Origin of the sequence: Pseudoroseomonas sp. WGS1072, from assembly GCF_049340465.1 — a bacterium.
In the GTDB taxonomy this organism is placed as follows: domain Bacteria; phylum Pseudomonadota; class Alphaproteobacteria; order Acetobacterales; family Acetobacteraceae; genus Pseudoroseomonas.
This window is the reverse complement of sequence record NZ_JBMPSU010000001.1, coordinates 2834843-2853644: the sequence shown is the minus strand read 5'-3', so window position 1 is coordinate 2853644 and position 18802 is coordinate 2834843. Positions and strand designations below refer to the sequence as shown.

The following is an 18802-nucleotide window of genomic DNA, read 5'->3' as shown; positions in this document are numbered from 1 at the left end:
GCGGGATGCAAGACCGCCCCGGCGCGGACTATCCTGCCACCCCCGGCAGGAAGAATGGCGATGCGGCGACATCTCGGAAGGCTCGGCCTCATGGCGCTGCTGCTGGCGCCCGCCGCCGCCGCGCAGGAGGCCCCGCGCCCGCCGGCGCGGGCCGAGCGCCAGATGGTCGCCGCCGCGCATCCGCTGGCGGCGGAGGCCGGGCTGGCCATGCTGCGGCAGGGCGGCGGCGCGGTGGATGCCGCCGTGGCCGTGCAGGCGGTGCTGACGCTGGTGGAACCGCAATCCTCCGGCATCGGCGGTGGCGCGCTGCTGCTGCACTGGCGGGCCGAGGGCAGCCTCCTCACCGCCTGGGACGGGCGCGAGACGGCGCCGGCCGCCGCCACGCCCGCCCTGTTCCTGCGCCCCGACGGCACGCCGCTCAGCTTCTACGAGGCCGTGCTGTCCGGCCGCAGCGTGGGCGCACCCGGCGTCATGCCGATGCTGGAGGCCGCCCACCAGGCGCAGGGCCGGCTGCCCTGGGCCACGCTCTTCGCGCCGGCGATCCGGCTCGCCGAGGAGGGCTTCCCGGTCTCGCCGCGCCTCGCCGCGCTGATCGGGGAGGACGCGGAGAGGCTGCGGCGCGACCCCGGTGCGCGGGCCTACTTCTTCGCCGCCGACGGTACGCCCTGGCCGGCCGGACATGTCCTGCGCAACCCGGCGCTGGCCCGCACGCTGCGCGCCCTGGCGGAGCAGGGCGCCGCCGCCCTGCAACGCGGCCCCATCGCCGAGGCCATCGTCGCCGGCATCGCCCGGCATGGCGATGCGGGGAACGGCATAACCCTGTCCGACCTCGCGGCCTATGTCCCGAAGCCGCGCGAGCCGCTCTGCCGGCCCTACCGCCGCTGGCGCGTCTGCGGCTTCCCGCCGCCCTCCTCCGGCGGCGTCGCCGTGGCACAGATCCTCGGCCTCCTGGAGCATCTGCCCATGGCGCGGCTCGATCCGCGCGGGGCCGACGCGGCGCATCTTCTGGCCGAGGCCAGCCGTCTCGCCTTCGCCGACCGCAACCTCTACCTGGCCGATGCCGACTTCACCCCCGTGCCGGTGCGCGGCCTGACGGAGGACGGCTACCTCACCCTGCGCGCCCAGCTGATCGACCGCGACCGCGCGCATCCCGCGCCCCGCCCGGGCCTGCCGCGCTGGCGGGAGGGGCGGCTGGCGCCGCAGCCGATGCAGCCGGAGTTCGGCACCAGCCAGGTTTCCATCGTCGATGCCGCCGGCAATGCCGTGTCGATGACCACCACCGTCGAGGATGCCTTCGGCGCGCGGCTGTTGGTCGAGGGCTTCTTCCTCAACAACGAGTTGACCGACTTCTCCTTCCGTCCGGAGATCGACGGCCGGCCGGTGGCCAACCGGGTCGAGAGCGGCAAGCGGCCGCGCTCCTCCATGGCGCCGAGCCTGGTCTTCGACCGGGACGGCAGGCTGGTGGCGGTGCTGGGCTCCCCGGGCGGGGCGCGCATCATCGGCTATGTCGCGCAGACGCTGCTCGGCCTGCTGGACTGGGGGCTGGACCCGCAGGCGGCGGTCTCCCTGCCCCGCATCGGCAGCCTCGGCGCCACGGTCGAGCTGGAGCAGGGCAGCGCGGCGGCCGCCCTGGCGCCGGCGCTGGAGGCGCGCGGGCACAAGGTGGATGTGCGACCCATGACCTCGGGGCTGCAGGCCATCACGGTCACGCCGGGGGGATTGCTGGGCGGGGCCGATCCGCGGCGGGAGGGGGTGGCGATCGGTGACTGAGCCGTCGCCGCCGCTTCGCTCCGGAGGGGTGGCGCTTCATGAAAACCGGCCCCGGCCTCCGACGGCCAAGGGGCCTCCATCCGACAGGAGGCTCAGCGTGATCGCGGTGCTCTTCGAGGTCCGCCCGGCCGAGGGCCATCAGGACCGCTATCTCGAGATCGCGGCCCGGCTCAGGGCCGAGCTGGATACCATCGACGGCTTCATCTCGGTCGAGCGGTTCCGCAGCCTGAGCGATCCGGGCAAGCTCCTGTCGCTGTCCTTCTTCCGGGACGAGGCGGCGGTGCGTGCGTGGCGCAACCTGCCCTCGCACCGCGCCGCGCAGGCGGCGGGGCGTGGCGGGGTCTTCGCCGGATACCGGCTGCGGGTGGCCGCCGTGATCCGCGACTACGGGCTGGAGGAGCGCGACGAGGCTCCGGCCGACAGCCGGGCGCGCCACGGCTAGAGCGGATCCCGATCAGGTGGAAGCACCTGATCGGGTGAAGATGCTCGTCAAAGCGAATGGCTGGAGCGTTTGCCGTGAGCCAGGGCGAACGGAAAGCGTTCTAGCGGGCGCTCCCGGCCATGGCCTGGCTCAGTGCTTGCCGCCGCCCTGCCGGCGCAGCTCCTCGATGGTGGCGCGGTTCGTGACCTGCTCGGGGTTCATCCGGATCTCGATCACCGCCGGCTTGCCGCTGGCCACGGCGCGCTGGAAGGCCGGCACCAGCTCGCCATCCTTCTCCACCACCGCGCCATGGCCGCCGAAGGCCTCGATGAACTTGGTGAAGTCCGGGTTGGTCAGCTTCGTGCCGGAGACGCGACCGGGATAGGCTCGCTCCTGGTACATGCGGATGGTGCCGTACATGCCGTTGTTGAACACCAGGATGACCGGCGCCACGCCATCCTGGAAGGCGGTCGCGATCTCCTGCCCGGTCATCAGGAAGCCGCCATCGCCGACCAGCCCGATGACCGTGCGCTCCGGGAAGGTGATCTTGGCGCCGATCGCCGCCGGCACGGCATAGCCCATGGCGCCGTTGGTCGGGCCCAGGAACTCCTGCTCCGCCGTCATGTGCATGAAGCGGTTCGGCCAGGTGGCGAAATTGCCGGCATCGCAGGTGAAGATCGTGTCGGCCGGCAGGATCTTCTCCAGCGCCTGCAGCTCGCGCGCCAGGTTCAGCGGCCCGGCATAGTCCGGCGCCTCCGCCTGCTTCACGCGGGCGGCGTGCACCTCCCGCGTCCAGGCCGACCATTTCGCCGCGCCCTGCGGCGCCGGCAGCTTCGCCAGGGCCTCGGCGAAGGCGTTGATCTCGGCGGTGATGCCGAGCGCCGGGCGGTAGACGCGGCCGATCTCGGCCTGGTCGGGATGGATATGGACGATCTTCTGGCCCGACTGCCCCGCCATGTCGAACAGGGTATAGCCCTGGCTGACCGGCTCGCCGATCCGGGTGCCGATGGCCAGGATCAGGTCGGCCTGCTTCGCGCGGGCCACCAGCCCGGCATCGGCGCCGACGCCGAGGTCGCCGGCGAAGTTCGGCAGGGTGCAGTCATAGAGGCTCTGGCGGCGGAAGGCGACGGCGACCGGCAGGTCGCGCGCCACGCAGAACGCGCGGATGATGCGCCGCGTCTCCGCGCTCCAGCGCGAGCCGCCCAGCACCACCAGCGGCCGCTCCGCGGCGTCGAGCAGGGCCAGCATCTTGTCCAGCGCCGCCGGCGAGGGCGAGGCCGGCGCCACCTCGGCTGGGCCGATATCCGGCACCGCCACGCGGGCCTTCTGCATCTCCTCGGAGATGGCGATCACCACCGGGCCGGGGCGGCCGGAGGTGGCGACGTCGAAGGCATGCGCCATCAGCTCGGGGATGCGCGCGGCGTCGTCGATCTGCGTCACCCACTTGGCGACGGAGCCGAACATGCGGCGGTAGTCCACCTCCTGGAAGGTCTCACGATCGGTCTCGGCGAAGGGGATCTGGCCGACGATCAGGATCAGCGGCGTGCTGTCCTGGTAGGCGACATGCACGCCGATGGCGGCATGGCAGGCGCCGGGGCCGCGCGTGACCAGCGCCACGCCGGGGCGGCCGGTCAGCTTGCCATGGGCCTCCGCCATGTTCACCGCGCCCGCCTCGAAGCGGCAGGTGGTCAGCGCGATCCGGTCGCTGTTGGCATAGAGCCCGTCCAGCAGGTCGAGATAGGACTCGCCCGGCACGCAGAAGGCCTGCGTCACGCCCTGGGCCACCAAGGCATCGGCCAGAAGCTGGCCGCCCGTGCGTGTCGTTGTGCTCATCCCGTCCATCCCGGCCCGTTCCTCGTTGCAGTCATCACACAAGTGGCGGCAGGCTAGCCGAGGCGCCGTGCCGCGGCTACCCGCGCCCGACGGGAATTCAAATCCGCCGGAATTCAGGCCCGCCGGGAATCGGGACACGGGATCCCGCCGCCCCCTTCCCCCGGGGCCGGGGCCACGTCATGGTGCCGGCCGAGCAACCGGGCACCAGCGGGAGGCCAGCCATGCGCGCCATATTCGTCATGATCAAGTGCGAGATGGGCCGCGCCTACGAGGTGGCGCGGGAGATGGCCGACACCATCGAGGAACTCTCCGAGATGCATTCCATCTCGGGGCAATACGATTTGCTCGGCAAGTTCTACCTGGAGGGCGACCGCGACATCGGGCTCTTCGTGGTCGAGCGGGTGCAGACCGTGGCCGGGGTGAAGGACACCTATACGCTGCAGACCTTCAACGCCTTCTCCGGCGCGCGTGGCTAGCTCCGCGGCGGACAGCGCCTGGCGTGCGGTGTCACGCGGCGCGCTTCTGCTCTAGCCTGCCCTCCCCCGCCGGCCCGTCCCGGCCGGCCAGGACAGCCATGAGGCGCGACCCAAGCATGACCCTCACGACCCCGACGCGGCGTCCCGCCGTCTCCCTCCGCCGCGCGCTGCGATGCGGCGCGGCCCTGCTCGCCGGCCTGCTCGGCACCGGCACGGCCCTGGCCCAGCCCGCGCCCCCCAGCGGCTCCGCCACCCTCGACGCCATCCGCGCGCGGGGCAGCGTCATCTGCGCCATGCAGAACGACAATCCGCCCTTCTCGCTGCCCGACAGCCAGGGCGTCTGGCGCGGCATGGACGTCGATTCCTGCCGCGCCCTGGCCGCCGCCGCGCTGGGCGACGCGAGCAAGGTCACCATCCGCCCGGTCACCGGACTGACGCGCTTCCCCTCCCTGCAGAGCGGCGAGGTCGATGTGCTGTTCGGCAGCACCACCTGGGTGACGACGCGGGAGAGCGCGCTCGGCCTCAGCTTCGCCGCGCCGAACTATTTCAGCGGCCAGGGCTTCGTCGTGAAGACCGCGCTGGGCGTCACCAAGGTGGCGGAGCTGGACGGGGCCAGCATCTGCGTGCCGCCGGGCTCGACCACGGAGCTGATCCTGCAGGACTATTTCCGTCGCATCGGGGCGAAGTTCACGCCGGTCATCATCGACGATCCGAACCAGATCCAGTCCGCCTTCCTCAGCGGCCGCTGCGATGCCTTCACGCGCGACGTCACCGGCCTGTCGGGCTTCCGCCACAGGCGGGAGAAGCCGGAGGAACTGCTGGTGCTGCCGGAGGTGATCTCGATGGAGCCGCTCGGCGCCTTCGTCCGCAAGGGCGACGACCGCTGGTTCGACATCGTGCGCTGGACCCAGCTGGCGCTGATCGCCGCCGAGCAGCTGGAGGTCACGGCGGAGAAGGTGGACAGCCTGGCCACGTCCTCCTCCCCGGATATCCGCCGCCTGCTCGGCACCGATGGCGAGGTCGGTCCCTCCCTCGGCCTGGACCGGCGCTGGGCCGCCCTGGCCATCAAGGCGGTCGGCAACTACGGCGAGATGTGGACCCGCAACATCGAGCCCATGGGCCTGCCGCGCGGGATGAACCGTCTCTGGAACGACGGCGGCCTGCAATACGCCCCGCCCCTGCGCTGAGCCGTGCCCGGGCGGGGGACGGCTGCCCTCATGCGGCCGGATTCCCGCCATGGCGCCGCCTTGCCCGGGGCCCAGCCTCCCCGCATCGGAGGAGGTTCCCCCCATGCGCCGCATGCTTCCCGTCCTCGCCCTCGCCGCCGGCCTGATCCTCGGCGGCTGCCAGAACCCTGACGGCTCGACCGACTGGGGCAGCACGCTGGCGCTTGGCGCCGGCGCGGGGCTGGCGACCGCGCTGATCGCGGGCTCGCTGAGCGACGATGACGACCGCCACTATCGCCGCCGCTCCCACCGCCGCGACTACGGCTACGGCTACGGCTATGGGCGCGGCTCACCCTACCGGGGCGGCTATTACGGCCCGCCCCGCCGCCATGGCTACGGCCCGCGCTGGTAGCGGGTCCGGCCGTCGGCGGCGTGGCCCGGTACCCCCGTCCGGTGCCACGCCGCGCGGCATCCCTCTCCGGCGTCAGGCCTCAGGCCGGCTGCTGCCGCCGGCGCGGGGCGGTGGCCGGCGCCGCGCCGTTGTCCAGCGGCAGGGCCAGGAAGCGCTGCTTGCCGCCGCGGATATGCGCCTCGCCGGCGGCGCGGGCGGCCTGGGCGTCGCCGGCCAGCAGCCCGCGCAGGATGGCCATGTGCTCGCCGTTGGATTCGCGCATCCGCTCCGGCGCCACCAGCCCCTTGCGGCGGATCAGCGTCAGCTCCTTGCCCAGGTCGCCGTAGAACCGCACCGCGCGCTGGCTTCCGCCCATGCTCATCAGCGTATTGTGGAAGGTGATGTTGAGCGCGAAGTACTGCGCCGCGGCATCGGCCTCGGCGGCGACATCCATCTCCCGGACCAGGCGGGACAGCTCCTCCAACTCCTCCTTCGTGGCGCGGCCGGCGAGGCGTTCGCAGGCATAGCCGATCAAGGCCGCGCGGAGGTCGAAGACGTCCAGCGCCTCCTCGACGCTCAGCTGGCGCACGAAGGAACCCTGGTTCACCACGGTGACGACCAGCCCGCTGCGGTCCAGCCCGCGCACCGCCTCGCGCACCGGGCCGCGGCTGACGCCGAGGCGGGCGGCCAGGGCCTGCTCGTTGAGGCGGCTGCCCGGCGGCAGCTCGCCACTCAGGATCATGCGCTCCAGCTCGCCCGCGACCAGCGAGGCCAGGGATTGCGTGCGCACGATGTGCAGGGGGGAAGCGGAGATCTCGGCCATGCCACAGGATGCCCGGTCCGCCGCCGTCGTGTCTACTGTCAGCAGAACGGGCAGGAGTTCTGTTGACAGTTTTCATTTCCGGCGCGATCCTCCGGCGTCGCAAGGCGAGGAGAACCGACACGATGCCGTCAGCCGCCCCCAAAGCCTCGGAAGCCTTGGCGCGCTTCACCGTGCTGGACCTGACCCGGGTCCGCTCCGGTCCGACCTGCGTGCGCCAGCTGGCCGACTGGGGCGCCAATGTCATCAAGGTCGAGATGCCGGAAGGCCTCGATGCCGGCGACCCGATGGGCGGCCCCCGGCTCGGCCCCGACTTCCAGAACCTGCACCGCAACAAGCGCGCCATCACGCTGAACCTCAAGGACCCCGACGGCGTCGCCCTGTTCAAGCGGATGGTCGAGAAGGCCGATGTGGTGGTGGAGAATTTCCGCCCGGATGTGAAGCAGCGCCTCGGCATCGACTACGAGGCCCTGTCCGCCGTCAATCCCCGCATCATCCTCGCCTCGATCTCCGGCTTCGGCCAGGATGGCCCCTATGCGAAGCGGCCGGGCTTCGACCAGATCGCCCAGGGCATGGGCGGGCTGATGTCGATCACCGGCCTGCCCGGCCAGGGGCCGGTGCGCGTCGGCATCCCGATCGCCGACCTGTGCTCCGGCCTCTTCGCCGCTCAGGGCATCATGGTGGCGCTGCTGGAGCGGGAAGTCAGCGGCAAGGGCCAGTGGGTGCAGACCTCCCTGCTGGAGGCGCAGATCTTCATGCTGGACTTCCAGGCGTCGCGCTGGCTGCAGGCGCGGGAGGTGCCGAAGCAGGCCGGCAACAACCACCCGACCAGCATCCCGACCGGCGTGTTCAAGACGCGGGACGGGCACATGAACATCGCCGCCTCCGGGCAGCGTATCTGGGAGCGGCTCTGCCAGGTCCTCGGCAAGCCGGAATGGACCACCGATCCGCGCTTCTCCAACGGGCAGGCGCGCAGCGACAACCGGGACGCGCTGAACGCCGAGATCGAGGCGGTCACCCTCACGGACGACATGGCGGCCTGGGTGGAGAAGATGAACGCCGCCGGCGTGCCCTGCGGCCCGATCTACACCATCGATCAGGTCTTCGCCGACGAGCAGGTGCAGCACCTCGGCATCGCCCGCCATCTCAACGGCGGCAGCAACCAAGCGCAGGACTATGTCGGCCAGCCCTTCCGGCTGAGCCGGACGCCCAGCGAGGTCGTCAGCCACCCGCCCGCCCTGGGCGAGCACACCGACGCCGTCCTGGCGGAGATGGGCCTCTCCGCCGATGAGATCGCCGGGCTGCGGGCGCGTCAGGTGGTGTGAGACGGCCGGCGCCGGGCTTCGCATGACGTGGCCGGGGGGGCACCTTGCCCCCCCGGCCGGCGACGTGGTTGCTCAGCCCTTGAGCTCTTCCGGAACCTTGCCGCCATTCTCGGCCAGCTTGGTCATGACCTGCTTGTGCAGCCAGATGTTCATGGACGCCGAATCGCCGGTGTCGCCGCTGTAGTTGAGCTCCTTCGCCAGCTCCTTGCGGTTCTCCAGGCTGCTGTCCAGGCCGAGCAGCTTCATCAGGTCGACGATCGACTCCCGCCAGTTCAGCTTCTGCGGGTTCTTCGCCGCCATGTCGCTCAGCACGGCGGAGACATCGACCGGTTGCGCCGGCGCGGCGGCCGGTGCCGCCCCCGAGGTCGCACCAGGGGAGGTCGCACCAGGGGGCGTGCCCGCGGTGGCGCCCGGACTGGCTTCAGGCGCGGCGCCGGGGGCCGGCGTGGCCCCTGCCTCGGGCGTCGCCGCCTCGGCCGTCTTGTGCCCGAAAATCCTGGACATGATGGAACTGAAGACGCTCATGGCTAGGCCCCTCCTGAAGGCTTTCCTGCCGGACCGCTGCGGCCCGCATTCACCGCCCGGCTAACGCCTGGGGAGTGGCGTAAGTTTTTCCTGCCTTCCCGCTGGCCGGCCGGATGACCTGTGCCCCCGCCCTTGCCCAGCCCTGCCCCGGATGCGATTGTCCGGCCGACCCAGCCGCCGGGCGGGCCCAGCGGGCCTCCGGCTGCTACCGCAAGGCGTCCAGACGAGGATCAGCATGGCCAAGATCAAGGTGAAGAATCCCGTCGTCGAGCTCGACGGCGATGAGATGACCCGCATCATCTGGGGGTTCATCAAGGACAAGCTGATCACCCCCTATCTCGATATCGACCTGAAGTACTACGACCTCGGCATCGAGTACCGTGACCAGACGGACGACCAGGTGACGGTCGACGCCGCCAACGCCATCAAGCAGTACGGCGTCGGCGTGAAGTGCGCGACCATCACCCCGGACGAGGCCCGGGTGAAGGAGTTCGGCCTGAAGAAGATGTGGAAGTCCCCGAACGGGACCATCCGCAACATCCTCGACGGCACCATCTTCCGCGAGCCGATCATCTGCCAGAACGTGCCCCGCCTGGTGCCGCACTGGTCGAAGCCGATCGTCGTCGGCCGCCACGCCTATGGCGACATCTACCGCTCGGTCGAGATGAAGGTGCCGGGCGCCGGCAAGCTCAGCATGACCTTCACGCCCGAGGGCGGCGCGCCGCAGGAGATCGGCGACTTCGTCTTCAAGGGCCCGGGCGTGGGCATGATGATCCACAACCTCAACAAGTCGATCGAGGGCTTTGCCCGCGCCTCCTTCAATTACGGCCTGGCGCGCAACTACTCGGTCTATTTCAGCCACAAGAACACGATCCTGAAGGCCTATGACGGCACCTTCAAGGACATCTTCCGCAAGATCTACGACGAGGAGTTCAAGGCCGAGTTCGAGAAGCGCGGCATCACCTACGAGGACCGCCTGATCGACGACATGGTCGCCTCCGCGCTGAAGTGGGAAGGCGGCTATATCTGGGCCTGCAAGAACTACGACGGCGACGTCGAATCGGACATCGTGGCGCAGGGCTTCGGCTCGCTCGGCCTGATGACCTCCGTCCTGCTCTCGCCCGACGGCAACACGGTGGAGTCCGAGGCGGCGCACGGCACCGTCACGCGCCACTACCGCGAGCACCAGAAGGGCCGCGAGACCTCGACCAACCCGATCGCCTCGATCTTCGCCTGGACCCGCGGCCTCGCCTATCGCGGCAAGTTCGACGGCACGCAGGACGTGGTGGACTTCGCCAACGCGCTCGAGCAGGTCTGTGTCGAGACGGTCGAGAGCGGGCACATGACCAAGGACCTGGCGGTGCTGATCGGCAAGGGCCAGCCCTGGCTGAACACCCAGAACTTCCTGGCCAAGCTGGACGAGAACCTGAAGAAGAAGATGGGCTGAGGCGCCGGCCTCTCCCCGGACCGGGCGGGCTCCCTCCAGGAGCCCGCCTTTTTCGTGCCGGCGCGGCCATGGCGCGAATCACCGCGCAGGTCCCGGGCTTGATGCTATGCAGCGGTCATGACCCTGCCGCTCACCCCGCTCGACTGGATCGCCCTCGCCGTTTTCGTCCTCTGCTGGATGGGCTATGCCACGGTGGTGGACCGCGTGCCGGCGATCCGCGCCCGCAGCGTCATCGCCGCGATGGACGAGCACCGCCGGATCTGGATGCGCGCCGCCATCACGCGCGAGAACCGCATCAGCGACATCAGCATCATCGGCAACCTGATGTCCTCGACCTCCTTCCTGGCCAATACCAGCATCTTCATCCTGGGCGCGCTGGTGGCGATGCTGGGCACGCCGGACCTCGGCCGGCGCATCTTCAGCGCCGTGCCCTTCGCCGCCGTGCCGCCGGAGGACAGCGCCTGGGAGATCCGCGTTTTCCTGCTGATCTTCATCTTCGTCCGCGCCTTCTTCGAGCTGACCTGGGCGCTGCGGCAGTTCAACTACACCAGCATCTGCGTCGGCGGCCTGGGCGGCACGCCCGACAGCGTGCCGCAGGCGCTGGTGGCCGCGGAGGTCGCCAACCGCGCCGCGCGCCACTTCAACACCGGGCTGCGCGCCTATTACTTCGGCCTCGCCGCCCTCGCCTGGATCCTGCATCCGGCGGCGCTGATCCTGAGCAGCCTGCTGGTGCTGCGCGAGTTGCACCGCCGGGAGTTCCGCTCGGTGGTGCGCGAGGCCCTGGCGCTGCGCGATCCGCCGCCGGACAGGCACGCGGCCTGAGGCGGGACGCTCGCGCAGCCGTGTGCCGCGGCCGGCTTGCCGCCCCGCCCGCCCTTCGCATAGGTTAATCTATCGCAATCTTCCCGGCAGGAGGGCCGCCATGACAGATCCGCGTCGTCAGCAGGCGCCCCTCTCGCCGCAGCCGCGCTTCGCGGGGCCGCCCGGCCGCCGCCGCCGCTAACGCGCGCGCGGCCCGCCCGCCGGGCCCCTCCCCCGCCTGAACCCTTGTCCCTGAGACCGACGGCGCGGCCGCTTCAGCCTGCGGCCGCCTGCCGGCTTCCTCCGTGAAGGGCCGCCCGCATCGCCGGGCGATAAGACATCGTGACCGTTCAATCCCAGGGCGCGGGGCCGTTCCGCGCCGTCCTCACCTTCCTGGCGCGCCGGACGCTGCGCCATCCCGTCCTGCTGGCCGCCATACTGGCCGGCATGCTCCTGGCCACCCTGGCCGATGTGCTGGTGCCGCTCTATGCCGGCCGCCTTGTCGATGCCCTGGCACGGGCCGGCGACGCCGGGCGCGAGGCGGCGCTCGAGGAAGCGCTGCGCGCGCTCGGCATGCTCGCCCTGCTGGGGCTGGCGGTGCTGGGTGGCCGGACAGGCGCCATCCTCGCCATCATCGCGCTGTCGCTGCGTCTCATGTCGGCCGCCGGCGCCGAGGCCTTCCAGCGCGTGCAGCGCTTCTCCGCCGACTGGCACGCCAACAGCTTCGCCGGCTCGACCGTGCGCCGGATCAGCCGCGGCATGTGGGCGATCGACACGGTGAACGACACCGTCCTGATCGCCCTGCTGCCCTCCGCCATCATGCTGCTGGGCGCGACGCTGCTGCTCGGCTGGCGCTGGCCGCTGATGGGAGCGCTGGTGGCGGCGGGCGGGCTGATCTACGTCGCGCAGACCCTGCTGCTCTCGCTGCGCTGGGTGGCGCCGGCCGCGCGCCTGTCCAACAGCTGGGACACGCGGCTCGGCGGCGCCATGGCCGATGCCATCGGCGCCAACGCGGTGGTCAAGGCCTTCGGCGCCGAGGCGCGGGAGGATGCGCGGCTCGGCGCGATGATCGGGAAATGGCGCCGCCGCACCGCCCGCACCTGGAACCGCAGCGCCACCTCCGAGGGGGCGCAGATCGTCACCATGACGCTGCTGCGCACCGCCGTCATCGGCGCCGCGCTCTGGCTCTGGTGGCGCGGCGAGGCCAGCGCCGGCGACCTCACCACCGTGCTGACCATGTTCTTCCTGGTGCAGGGCTATCTGCGCGATGTCGGCTACCACATCAGCAATCTGCAGCGCGGCGTGAACGAGATGGAGGAGATGGTGGCGCTGCACGCCACGCCGCTCGGCATCGAGGACGGGCCAGGCGCCACGCCGATCGCCGTGACGCGGGGCGAGATCGCGTTCGAGCGCGTCACCTTCCGCTACGGCGGCCACACCACCCCGCTCTACCGCGACCTATCGCTCCGGATCCGCGCCGGCGAGAATGTCGGGCTGGTCGGCCCCTCCGGCTCCGGCAAGACCACGCTGGTCAAGCTGATCCAGCGGCTGCACGACGTGACGGAGGGCCGCGTCGTCATCGACGGGCAGGACGTGCGGCAGGCCACCCAGGCCTCGCTGCGGCGGCAGATCGCCATCGTGCAGCAGGAGCCGGTGCTGTTCCACCGCTCCCTGGCCGAGAACATCGCCTATGCGAGGCCCGGCGCGACGCCCGAGGAGATCCGCCGCGCCGCCGCGCTGGCCAATGCCGACGACTTCATCACCCGCCTGCCGCGCGGCTACCGCACGCTGGTGGGCGAGCGTGGCGTGAAGCTCTCCGGCGGCGAGCGGCAGCGCGTGGCCCTGGCCCGCGCCTTCCTGGCCGATGCGCCGATCCTGATCCTGGACGAGGCGACCTCGGCCCTGGACTCGGAGAGCGAGGCGGCGATCCAGGAGGCGATGGGGCGGCTGCTGAGGGGCCGCACCGCCATCGTCATCGCGCACCGCCTTTCCACCGTGCGCGCCATGGACCGCATCCTGGTCTTCGACCGCGGCGCGGTGGTGGAGGAAGGGCGGCATGAGGCGCTGGTGACACGGCCGGGCGGGCTGTACCGCCGCCTCTTCGAGCGGCAGGCGCTGGAGCTGACCGGCGGCTGACGGGCGCCGCCCCGGCCGGCCCGGATCCGACGGGGAACCGCCTTCACCCGAACGGCTTCATCCGGCCGGGCTTTGCTCTAGGCTCCGCCCACAGCATCCCGGCCGGGCCGGGGAAAGGAAGCGGAAGCATGCGCATCATCGTTCTCGGCGCCGGGATCTTCGGCGCCAGCACCGCCTATCATCTGGCCGGCGCCGGCGCCGAGGTCATCATCCTCGACGAGGATCACGCGGGCCGCGCCACGGCGGCGGGGGCCGGGATCATCAACCCCTGGTCGTCCGAGCGGGAGGACGAGGCTTGGTACGCCATGGCCAATGCCAGCGCCCGCGCCTATCCGGCGCTGATCGAGGAGCTGGCCGGGTTGGGCGAGACGCAGACCAGCTACGGCCGCGTCGGCGCCATCTGCGCGCCGGCCGATCCCGCCCAGCTCGCGGCGACGGAGGCGCGCACCCGGGCCCGCGCCGCCACGGTCCCGGAGGCCGGCGCCATCACCCGCCTCTCAGCCGCCGAGGCCCGCGCCCTGTTTCCGCCGCTGCGGCCGGGCCAGCCGGCGCTGCATATCGCCGGTGCGGCGCGGGTGGATGGCCGCAGGCTGACCGAGGCGCTCCGGCGCGCGGCGGTCCGGCGCGGCGCGACCGACCGCATCGCCGGCGTCGCGGCCCTGGTCTCGGCCGGGACGCGCGTGCTCGGCGTGATGCTGAAGGACGGCAGCCGGCTCGATGCCGACGAGGTGGTGCTGGCCGCCGGGGCCTGGGCGCCGCCCCTCCTGCAGCCACTCGGCCTGCGTCTCGCCGTGGTGCCGCAGCGGGGGCAGATCGTCCATCTGCGGATGGAGGGGCAGGACACCTCGGCCTGGCCCGTGCTGCTGCCGATGAGCAGCCATTACCTGCTGGCCTTCGGCGAGGGCCGGGTGGTTGTCGGCGCCACCCGCGAGACCGGCTCCGGCTTCGACCACCGCCTCACCGCCGGCGGCATCGCCGAGGTTCTGAACAACGCCCTGTCCGTGGCGCCCGGCCTCGCCCAGGCGACCCTGCTCGAGACGCGCATCGGCTTCCGCCCCATGGGCCCCGACCTGGCGCCGCTGCTCGGCCGCCCGGCCGGCTGGGAGGGGCTGGTGATCGCCAATGGCCTCGGGCCCGGCGGCCTGACCATGGGCCCCTATGCCGGGAAGCTCGCGGCGCAGCTGGCTCTCCGCCAGGCGCCGGAGATGGACCTCGCCCCCTACGATCCGCTGCGCGGTGCCGCCTGATCCGCGGGGAAGGCCCCGCCGCGCTTTACAGCGGGGCGGCGGCGGCCTTCCCTGCGCCGCATGAGAACAGCCCTTGTCCGCGTCCTGCTCTGCCTGTCCCTGATGGCGCCCCTGCTCCCGGCCGTGGCGGCGCCCCTGCGGGATGTCGCCAGCGGCCTCGGCGTGGCGCCACCGCCGGGCTACACCGCCGAGCCGATCCCCGCCCAGGGCGACCAGACGGCGCGCTTCGCCCTGCGCCGGCCGACCGACCGGGACACCGGATGCCAGGTCGCCTATGTTCCGGCGCCGCAGAACGCCGCGATGAGCCAGGAGCAGCTCAACCGGCTGATGGCCACGCCGCGCTGGCAGGAGCTGGTCCTGGCCACCCTGGCGCCGCGCTACACGCCGCTGCGGAGCGCGCCCTACGCCCATGCCGGCATCGGCGGCCTCAGCCTGGTCGCGGACTTCCGCCCCGGCCAGGGCCTGCCGGACCGCGCCGGGGCGGTTCGCAGCCTCTTCGTCATCCAGGAGACGCCGAAGGGCCGCACCACCCTGGTCTGCCTCGGCGAGAAGGCGGAGTTCGCCGCGCGGGAGGCGGAGTTCCTGGCGGTGGCGCGCGGGATCACCCCGCCCCGCTAGGGGGCGGCCCCTGATCGCCGGGTCCGGCCGGCGGCAGGCCGCGGGGCGTCCCCGCGCGGACGCTCAGCCCCCCGTGCCTTGGGCGGGGTCCCGGCAGGCGTCCAGCAGCCAGTCGCGGAAGGCGGCCATCGCCACCGTCTCGGCGCGGGAATGCAGCCGCGTCAGCCAGTAGGCGCCGAGGGCGATCTCGGTGCCGAAGGGCCGCGCCAGCCGGCCGTCGCGCAGGGCCCGACCGAACATCCGCGCCGGCAGCAGGGCGACGCCGGCGCCCTGGCCCGCGGCCTCCGCCATGGTCAGCGAGGAATCGAAGACGAAGCCGCGCACCGGGGGCGGCGCCAGCCCCGCCGCCGCGCACCAGCGCGGCCATTCATCGAGCCGGTAGGAGCGCAGCAGCACCTCGCGCCGCAGGTCGGCCGGCTGGCGCAGCCGCGCGGCGATCTCCGGCGCGCAGAGCGGCGTCAGCGGCGCCGCGAACAGCGCCAGCGCCGACGTCCCGTGCCAGGCGCCGTCGCCGAAGCGGATGGCGAGGTCGAGCCCCTCGCCCGCCAGGTCCACCCGGTTGTTGTTGGTCATCAGCCGCAGGTCGATGAAGGGATGCGCCGCGCGGAACGCCGGCAGGCGCGGCAGCAGCCAGCCGGTGACGAAGGTGCCAACCGCGCCCAGCGTCAGCACCTCGCGCATCCGCCCGCCCTCGAACCGGTCGAGCGTCGCGCCGATGCGGCGGAAGGCATCGGTCAGCACCGGCAGCAGCGCCTCCGCCTCCTCGGTCAGGGCCAGGCCGCGCGGCAGCCGGCGGAACAGCGGCACCCCCAGGATATCCTCCAGCGAGCGGACCTGCTGGCTGATCGCCGCCTGGGTGACACGCAGTTCCAGCCCGGCGCGGGTGAAGCTGAGATGCCGTGCCGCGGCCTCGAAGGCGCGCAGCGCGTTCAGGGGAAGATGGGACGCCACGGGCCGGATCCATAAGTTTTGCTTGGGCTTGCCCCGGGAATTGCCCGTTTGTCCAGCTCAGGCCGCGCCGGCAGTCTCCGCCGCCTGACGACAATGGGAGACGCGCGATGCGCGGAAGGCGGGACTGGATGGCGATGGCCCTGATGCTGCCCGGGGGGGCTGCGGCGGCGCGCGCGGCGGAGACTCTGCCGCGCCGCTTCGCCGCCATCGAGGCCGGCACCGGCGGCCGCCTCGGCGTGGCGGTGCGGGTGGGCCTGGGTCGGCCGCTGGCCTGGCGCGGCGAGGAGCGCTTCCCCATGACCAGCACCTTCAAGACCCTGGCCGCCGCCGCGACGCTGCACCGGGTGGATGCGGGCCAGGAGAGTCTGAGCCGCCGCGTCGTCTTCGGGTCGGAGAAGCTGGTGCCCTATGCGCCGGTCACCGGTACGCGGGTGGGCGGCGACGGCATGCGGGTGGAGGAGCTGTGCGAGGCGGCCGTCACCCGCAGCGACAATGTCGCGGGCAACCTCCTGCTGGAGGGGCTGGGCGGGCCGGAGGGGCTGACCGCCTGGCTGCGCCGCATCGGCGACCCCGCCACCCGCCTCGACCGCTGGGAGACGGCGCTGAATGAGGCGCGGCCGGGCGACCCGCGCGACACCACCACGCCCCTCGCCATGCTGGACACCCTGCACGGGCTGCTGCTGGGCGAGGTGCTGAGCGCCGTCTCGCGCGCGCGGCTGCTGGCCTGGCTGGCGGGCAATCTCACCGGCGATGCGCGGCTGCGCGCCGGCCTGCCCGCCGGGTGGCGCGCGGCCGAGAAGACCGGCAGCGGGGAGCGCGGCAGCACCAACGATGCCGGCCTGCTCCTGCCGCCCGGCGACGCCCCGCCGATCCTGGTCGCCGCCTATCTGACCGGCAGCGGGGCGCCGCTCGCCGCGCGCGAGGCGGCGCTGGCCGAGGTCGCCCGCGCCATCGTGGCGGCGGCCGAATGAGGCGCGCAACCTTGCGCGAGGCCATCCGCACCGGCCCGCATCCGGGCGGCACACGCCATGCCGGCACAGGGGACGGTCCACGGCTGAGCCCGGCGCGCGGGATTCCTCACGCCGCCGCCTCTCCCGGCGCCGTCTCCCACCCCAGCCCCACCAGCGCGACGATGCGCCGCCCGGCCGCATCCGGGCGCTGCACGATCGCCCCCTGCTCCTCCAGCCAGCTCAGCAGCCGCCGCGCCCGCCCGGCCGAACGCGTGCCATAGGCCTCCGCGATGGTCGCGTCCGACGGGCAGGGCAGCCGGTCGAGCGCCGCGCGGGCCAGCAGCAGGAACACCCCCTGGGTGTCCTCCGGCAGGGCGGCGGCGCGGGATTCCACCGCCTGCCACGCCTCCCCCTCGGCGGCCTCGGCGCTGATGCCGGCGCGGGCCACGGAGAGCATGCGACGGAAGGCCGGGATCTCCGGCGGCTTGCCGGGGATGGCGTGGATGCGGAGCCGCACCAGGAAATCCTGGTACAGCACCGAGCCGTTGCGGAAGGCGGCCTCGGGCTCGGCCAGGATCTGCCGCAGGATCTCGTCCATCCGCCGCCGCCGCTCGGCCTGTTCCTCGGCGGTCATCGCCGGTTCTGCGCGGGGTGTCGCCACCGCCGGGCGGGCCTGGGCCAGCTGTGCCAGGATGTCGGGCGGCGGCGACGGAGCCCGCCGCACCGGGCGCGGCACGGGGTCCGGTTCCGCGGTCGCGGCCAGGACCAGTTCCCGCGCCGCCTCCGGCGCGGTCTGCGGCAGGGGGATCAGCCCCGGATTGGTGCCACGCGACTCGGTCTCCACCGCGCCGATGGTGACCGGCAGCGGCCGGCGCGACAGGGCGGGGCCGAGCGCCACGAAGCTGCCGCGCGGCAGGTCGCGGAACATCTCCGCCTGCCGCCGCTCCATCCCCAGCAGATCGGCGGCGCGGGCCATGTCGATGTCGAGGAAGGTGCGCCCCATCAGGAAGTTCGAGGCCTCGGCGGCGACGTTCTTGGCCAGCTTGGCCAGGCGCTGGGTGGCGATGACGCCGGCCAGCCCGCGCTTGCGCCCGCGCGACATCAGATTGGCCATGGCGCCCAGCGAGGCGCGGCGGGCCTCGTCCGACACCTCGCCGGCGGCGGCGGGGGCGAAGAGCTGCGCCTCATCCACCACCACCAGCATGGGCGACCAGTGGTCGCGGTCGGCGTCGAACAGCCCGCCCAGGAAGGCGGCGGCGTGGCGCATCTGCCCGTCCGCGTCCAGCCCCTCGAGGTTGAGCACGACGGAGACGCGATGGGCACGCACCCGGTCGGCGGCGCGCTGCAGGGCCGCCTCGTTGTGCTCGGCGGCGTCGATGACCAGATGGCCGAAGCGGTCGGCGAGCGTGACGAAATCGCCCTCCGGGTCGATCACCGCCTGCTGCACCCAGGGGGCGGACTGCTCCATCAGCCGGCGCAGCAGGTGCGACTTGCCGGAGCCGGAATTGCCCTGCACCAGCAGGCGGGTGGCCAGCAGTTCCTCCAGGTCGAGGAGCGCGGGCTGCCCGCCGGTCGTCCGGCCCATCTCGATGCCGACTGTCATGAAGTCCTCCGCGGTGACGGGGCGGAGCTATAGCGCCCGATCGCCGCGGCGGGTATCGCCAGAGGGAGACACGGCCTCGGCATATCGGCATGGCCGGCCACGACCCGGCGCGGGCATGAGCCCTCCAGCGCCGCCTCCGCCACGATCTTATCGATGCTGAAAGCCCTTGCTGTGTAGTCTGACACTACAACATGGGGTTGTACTGCCTGCCCATCCCGCAATGATTTCCCTGTTTTTCTCCGTCATCCCTCGATGCCGGCCCAGCAGGCTCCTGCACGGAGGGATGGTTCCGGACAGGGGAGAGCGTCTTGAGGTGGCATCG

General features: G+C 72.5%; 17 protein-coding genes. 12 read left to right on the top strand and 5 right to left on the bottom strand.

Annotated features, from left to right (window positions below; translation table 11 throughout):
• Window positions 1-60 precede the first annotated feature (60 nt).
• Together ggt and ACF3NH_RS13395 are read left to right on the top strand one after the other, a co-directional pair.
• A complete protein-coding gene (gene ggt, locus ACF3NH_RS13400) occupies window positions 61-1770 on the top strand; it encodes a gamma-glutamyltransferase (protein ID WP_422923454.1) in 1710 nt (569 codons plus the stop codon).
• 97 nt (window positions 1771-1867) lie between these two features.
• On the top strand, window positions 1868-2212 hold the full coding sequence (locus tag ACF3NH_RS13395; RefSeq protein ID WP_198367321.1) for an antibiotic biosynthesis monooxygenase family protein: 345 nt from the start codon (window positions 1868-1870) through the stop codon (window positions 2210-2212).
• Window positions 2213-2341: 129 nt separating this feature from the next.
• On the opposite strand, the gene ACF3NH_RS13390 is transcribed toward ACF3NH_RS13395, so the two are convergent.
• A complete protein-coding gene (locus tag ACF3NH_RS13390; protein ID WP_422923452.1) occupies window positions 2342-4024 on the bottom strand; it encodes a thiamine pyrophosphate-dependent enzyme in 1683 nt (560 codons plus the stop codon).
• A gap of 221 nt (window positions 4025-4245) precedes the next feature.
• On the opposite strand from ACF3NH_RS13390, the gene ACF3NH_RS13385 reads away from it, so the two are divergent.
• The 3 genes from ACF3NH_RS13385 to ACF3NH_RS13375 all read left to right on the top strand — a co-directional run bounded on the left by ACF3NH_RS13385 (window position 4246) and on the right by ACF3NH_RS13375 (window position 6078).
• Window positions 4246-4500: an Lrp/AsnC ligand binding domain-containing protein gene (locus tag ACF3NH_RS13385; RefSeq protein ID WP_198367323.1), complete on the top strand. Its 255-nt coding sequence runs from the start codon at window positions 4246-4248 to the stop codon at window positions 4498-4500.
• Window positions 4501-4616: 116 nt separating this feature from the next.
• Complete coding sequence (locus ACF3NH_RS13380; RefSeq protein WP_198367324.1) at window positions 4617-5687, top strand: amino acid ABC transporter substrate-binding protein; 1071 nt, start codon at window positions 4617-4619, stop codon at window positions 5685-5687.
• 103 nt (window positions 5688-5790) lie between these two features.
• A complete protein-coding gene (locus ACF3NH_RS13375; protein ID WP_422923449.1) occupies window positions 5791-6078 on the top strand; it encodes a hypothetical protein in 288 nt (95 codons plus the stop codon).
• 79 nt (window positions 6079-6157) lie between these two features.
• On the opposite strand, the gene ACF3NH_RS13370 is transcribed toward ACF3NH_RS13375, so the two are convergent.
• Entirely contained in the window at window positions 6158-6880 is a 723-nt protein-coding gene (locus tag ACF3NH_RS13370; protein WP_198367326.1) for a GntR family transcriptional regulator, read from the bottom strand.
• A 122-nt stretch (window positions 6881-7002) separates the two neighbouring features.
• Here ACF3NH_RS13370 and ACF3NH_RS13365 point away from each other — a divergent pair, with 122 nt between their 5' ends.
• Complete coding sequence (locus ACF3NH_RS13365) at window positions 7003-8202, top strand: CaiB/BaiF CoA transferase family protein (protein WP_198367327.1); 1200 nt, start codon at window positions 7003-7005, stop codon at window positions 8200-8202.
• Between the two features lie 72 nt (window positions 8203-8274).
• Here the strand turns inward: ACF3NH_RS13365 and ACF3NH_RS13360 are convergent, their stop codons facing one another.
• Window positions 8275-8727 (bottom strand): DUF3597 domain-containing protein, encoded by a 453-nt coding sequence (locus ACF3NH_RS13360; RefSeq protein ID WP_422923445.1) that lies wholly within the window; start codon window positions 8725-8727, stop codon window positions 8275-8277.
• A 235-nt stretch (window positions 8728-8962) separates the two neighbouring features.
• On the opposite strand from ACF3NH_RS13360, the gene ACF3NH_RS13355 reads away from it, so the two are divergent.
• The 5 genes from ACF3NH_RS13355 (at window position 8963) to ACF3NH_RS13335 (ending at window position 14976) form a co-directional block, all read left to right on the top strand.
• On the top strand, window positions 8963-10174 hold the full coding sequence (locus tag ACF3NH_RS13355) for an NADP-dependent isocitrate dehydrogenase (RefSeq protein WP_198367329.1): 1212 nt from the start codon (window positions 8963-8965) through the stop codon (window positions 10172-10174).
• A gap of 117 nt (window positions 10175-10291) precedes the next feature.
• Window positions 10292-10996: a DUF599 domain-containing protein gene (locus tag ACF3NH_RS13350; RefSeq protein WP_198367330.1), complete on the top strand. Its 705-nt coding sequence runs from the start codon at window positions 10292-10294 to the stop codon at window positions 10994-10996.
• Between the two features lie 321 nt (window positions 10997-11317).
• Window positions 11318-13111 carry an ABC transporter ATP-binding protein gene (locus ACF3NH_RS13345; protein ID WP_422923442.1) on the top strand — a complete coding sequence of 598 codons (1794 nt, stop codon included), beginning with the start codon at window positions 11318-11320 and terminating at the stop codon, window positions 13109-13111.
• 128 nt (window positions 13112-13239) lie between these two features.
• A complete protein-coding gene (locus tag ACF3NH_RS13340; RefSeq protein ID WP_198367331.1) occupies window positions 13240-14358 on the top strand; it encodes an NAD(P)/FAD-dependent oxidoreductase in 1119 nt (372 codons plus the stop codon).
• A gap of 60 nt (window positions 14359-14418) precedes the next feature.
• On the top strand, window positions 14419-14976 hold the full coding sequence (locus ACF3NH_RS13335; protein WP_198367332.1) for a hypothetical protein: 558 nt from the start codon (window positions 14419-14421) through the stop codon (window positions 14974-14976).
• Between the two features lie 63 nt (window positions 14977-15039).
• Here ACF3NH_RS13335 and ACF3NH_RS13330 read toward each other — a convergent pair whose 3' ends face one another.
• On the bottom strand, window positions 15040-15927 hold the full coding sequence (locus ACF3NH_RS13330) for a LysR substrate-binding domain-containing protein (RefSeq protein WP_422923439.1): 888 nt from the start codon (window positions 15925-15927) through the stop codon (window positions 15040-15042).
• A 128-nt stretch (window positions 15928-16055) separates the two neighbouring features.
• On the opposite strand from ACF3NH_RS13330, the gene bla reads away from it, so the two are divergent.
• Complete coding sequence (gene bla, locus ACF3NH_RS13325; RefSeq protein ID WP_422923437.1) at window positions 16056-16898, top strand: class A beta-lactamase; 843 nt, start codon at window positions 16056-16058, stop codon at window positions 16896-16898.
• A gap of 106 nt (window positions 16899-17004) precedes the next feature.
• On the opposite strand, the gene ACF3NH_RS13320 is transcribed toward bla, so the two are convergent.
• Window positions 17005-18480: a helicase HerA domain-containing protein gene (locus tag ACF3NH_RS13320; RefSeq protein WP_198367334.1), complete on the bottom strand. Its 1476-nt coding sequence runs from the start codon at window positions 18478-18480 to the stop codon at window positions 17005-17007.
• Window positions 18481-18802 lie beyond the last annotated feature (322 nt).

Bases quoted from the DNA above. Each gene is read 5' to 3' on its own strand.
- ACF3NH_RS13370 (WP_198367326.1), bottom strand. From the start codon at position 6,880: ATGGCCGAGATCTCCGCTTCCCCCCTGCACATCGTGCGCACGCAATCC.
- ACF3NH_RS13350 (WP_198367330.1), top strand. From the start codon at position 10,292: ATGACCCTGCCGCTCACCCCGCTCGACTGGATCGCCCTCGCCGTTTTC.
- ACF3NH_RS13365 (WP_198367327.1), top strand. From the start codon at position 7,003: ATGCCGTCAGCCGCCCCCAAAGCCTCGGAAGCCTTGGCGCGCTTCACC.
- ACF3NH_RS13390 (WP_422923452.1), bottom strand. From the start codon at position 4,024: ATGAGCACAACGACACGCACGGGCGGCCAGCTTCTGGCCGATGCCTTG.
- ACF3NH_RS13320 (WP_198367334.1), bottom strand. From the start codon at position 18,480: ATGACAGTCGGCATCGAGATGGGCCGGACGACCGGCGGGCAGCCCGCG.
- ACF3NH_RS13375 (WP_422923449.1), top strand. From the start codon at position 5,791: ATGCGCCGCATGCTTCCCGTCCTCGCCCTCGCCGCCGGCCTGATCCTC.
- ACF3NH_RS13360 (WP_422923445.1), bottom strand. From the start codon at position 8,727: ATGAGCGTCTTCAGTTCCATCATGTCCAGGATTTTCGGGCACAAGACG.
- ggt (WP_422923454.1), top strand. From the start codon at position 61: ATGCGGCGACATCTCGGAAGGCTCGGCCTCATGGCGCTGCTGCTGGCG.
- ACF3NH_RS13355 (WP_198367329.1), top strand. From the start codon at position 8,963: ATGGCCAAGATCAAGGTGAAGAATCCCGTCGTCGAGCTCGACGGCGAT.
- ACF3NH_RS13385 (WP_198367323.1), top strand. From the start codon at position 4,246: ATGCGCGCCATATTCGTCATGATCAAGTGCGAGATGGGCCGCGCCTAC.
- ACF3NH_RS13335 (WP_198367332.1), top strand. From the start codon at position 14,419: ATGAGAACAGCCCTTGTCCGCGTCCTGCTCTGCCTGTCCCTGATGGCG.
- ACF3NH_RS13340 (WP_198367331.1), top strand. From the start codon at position 13,240: ATGCGCATCATCGTTCTCGGCGCCGGGATCTTCGGCGCCAGCACCGCC.
- ACF3NH_RS13380 (WP_198367324.1), top strand. From the start codon at position 4,617: ATGACCCTCACGACCCCGACGCGGCGTCCCGCCGTCTCCCTCCGCCGC.
- bla (WP_422923437.1), top strand. From the start codon at position 16,056: ATGGCGATGGCCCTGATGCTGCCCGGGGGGGCTGCGGCGGCGCGCGCG.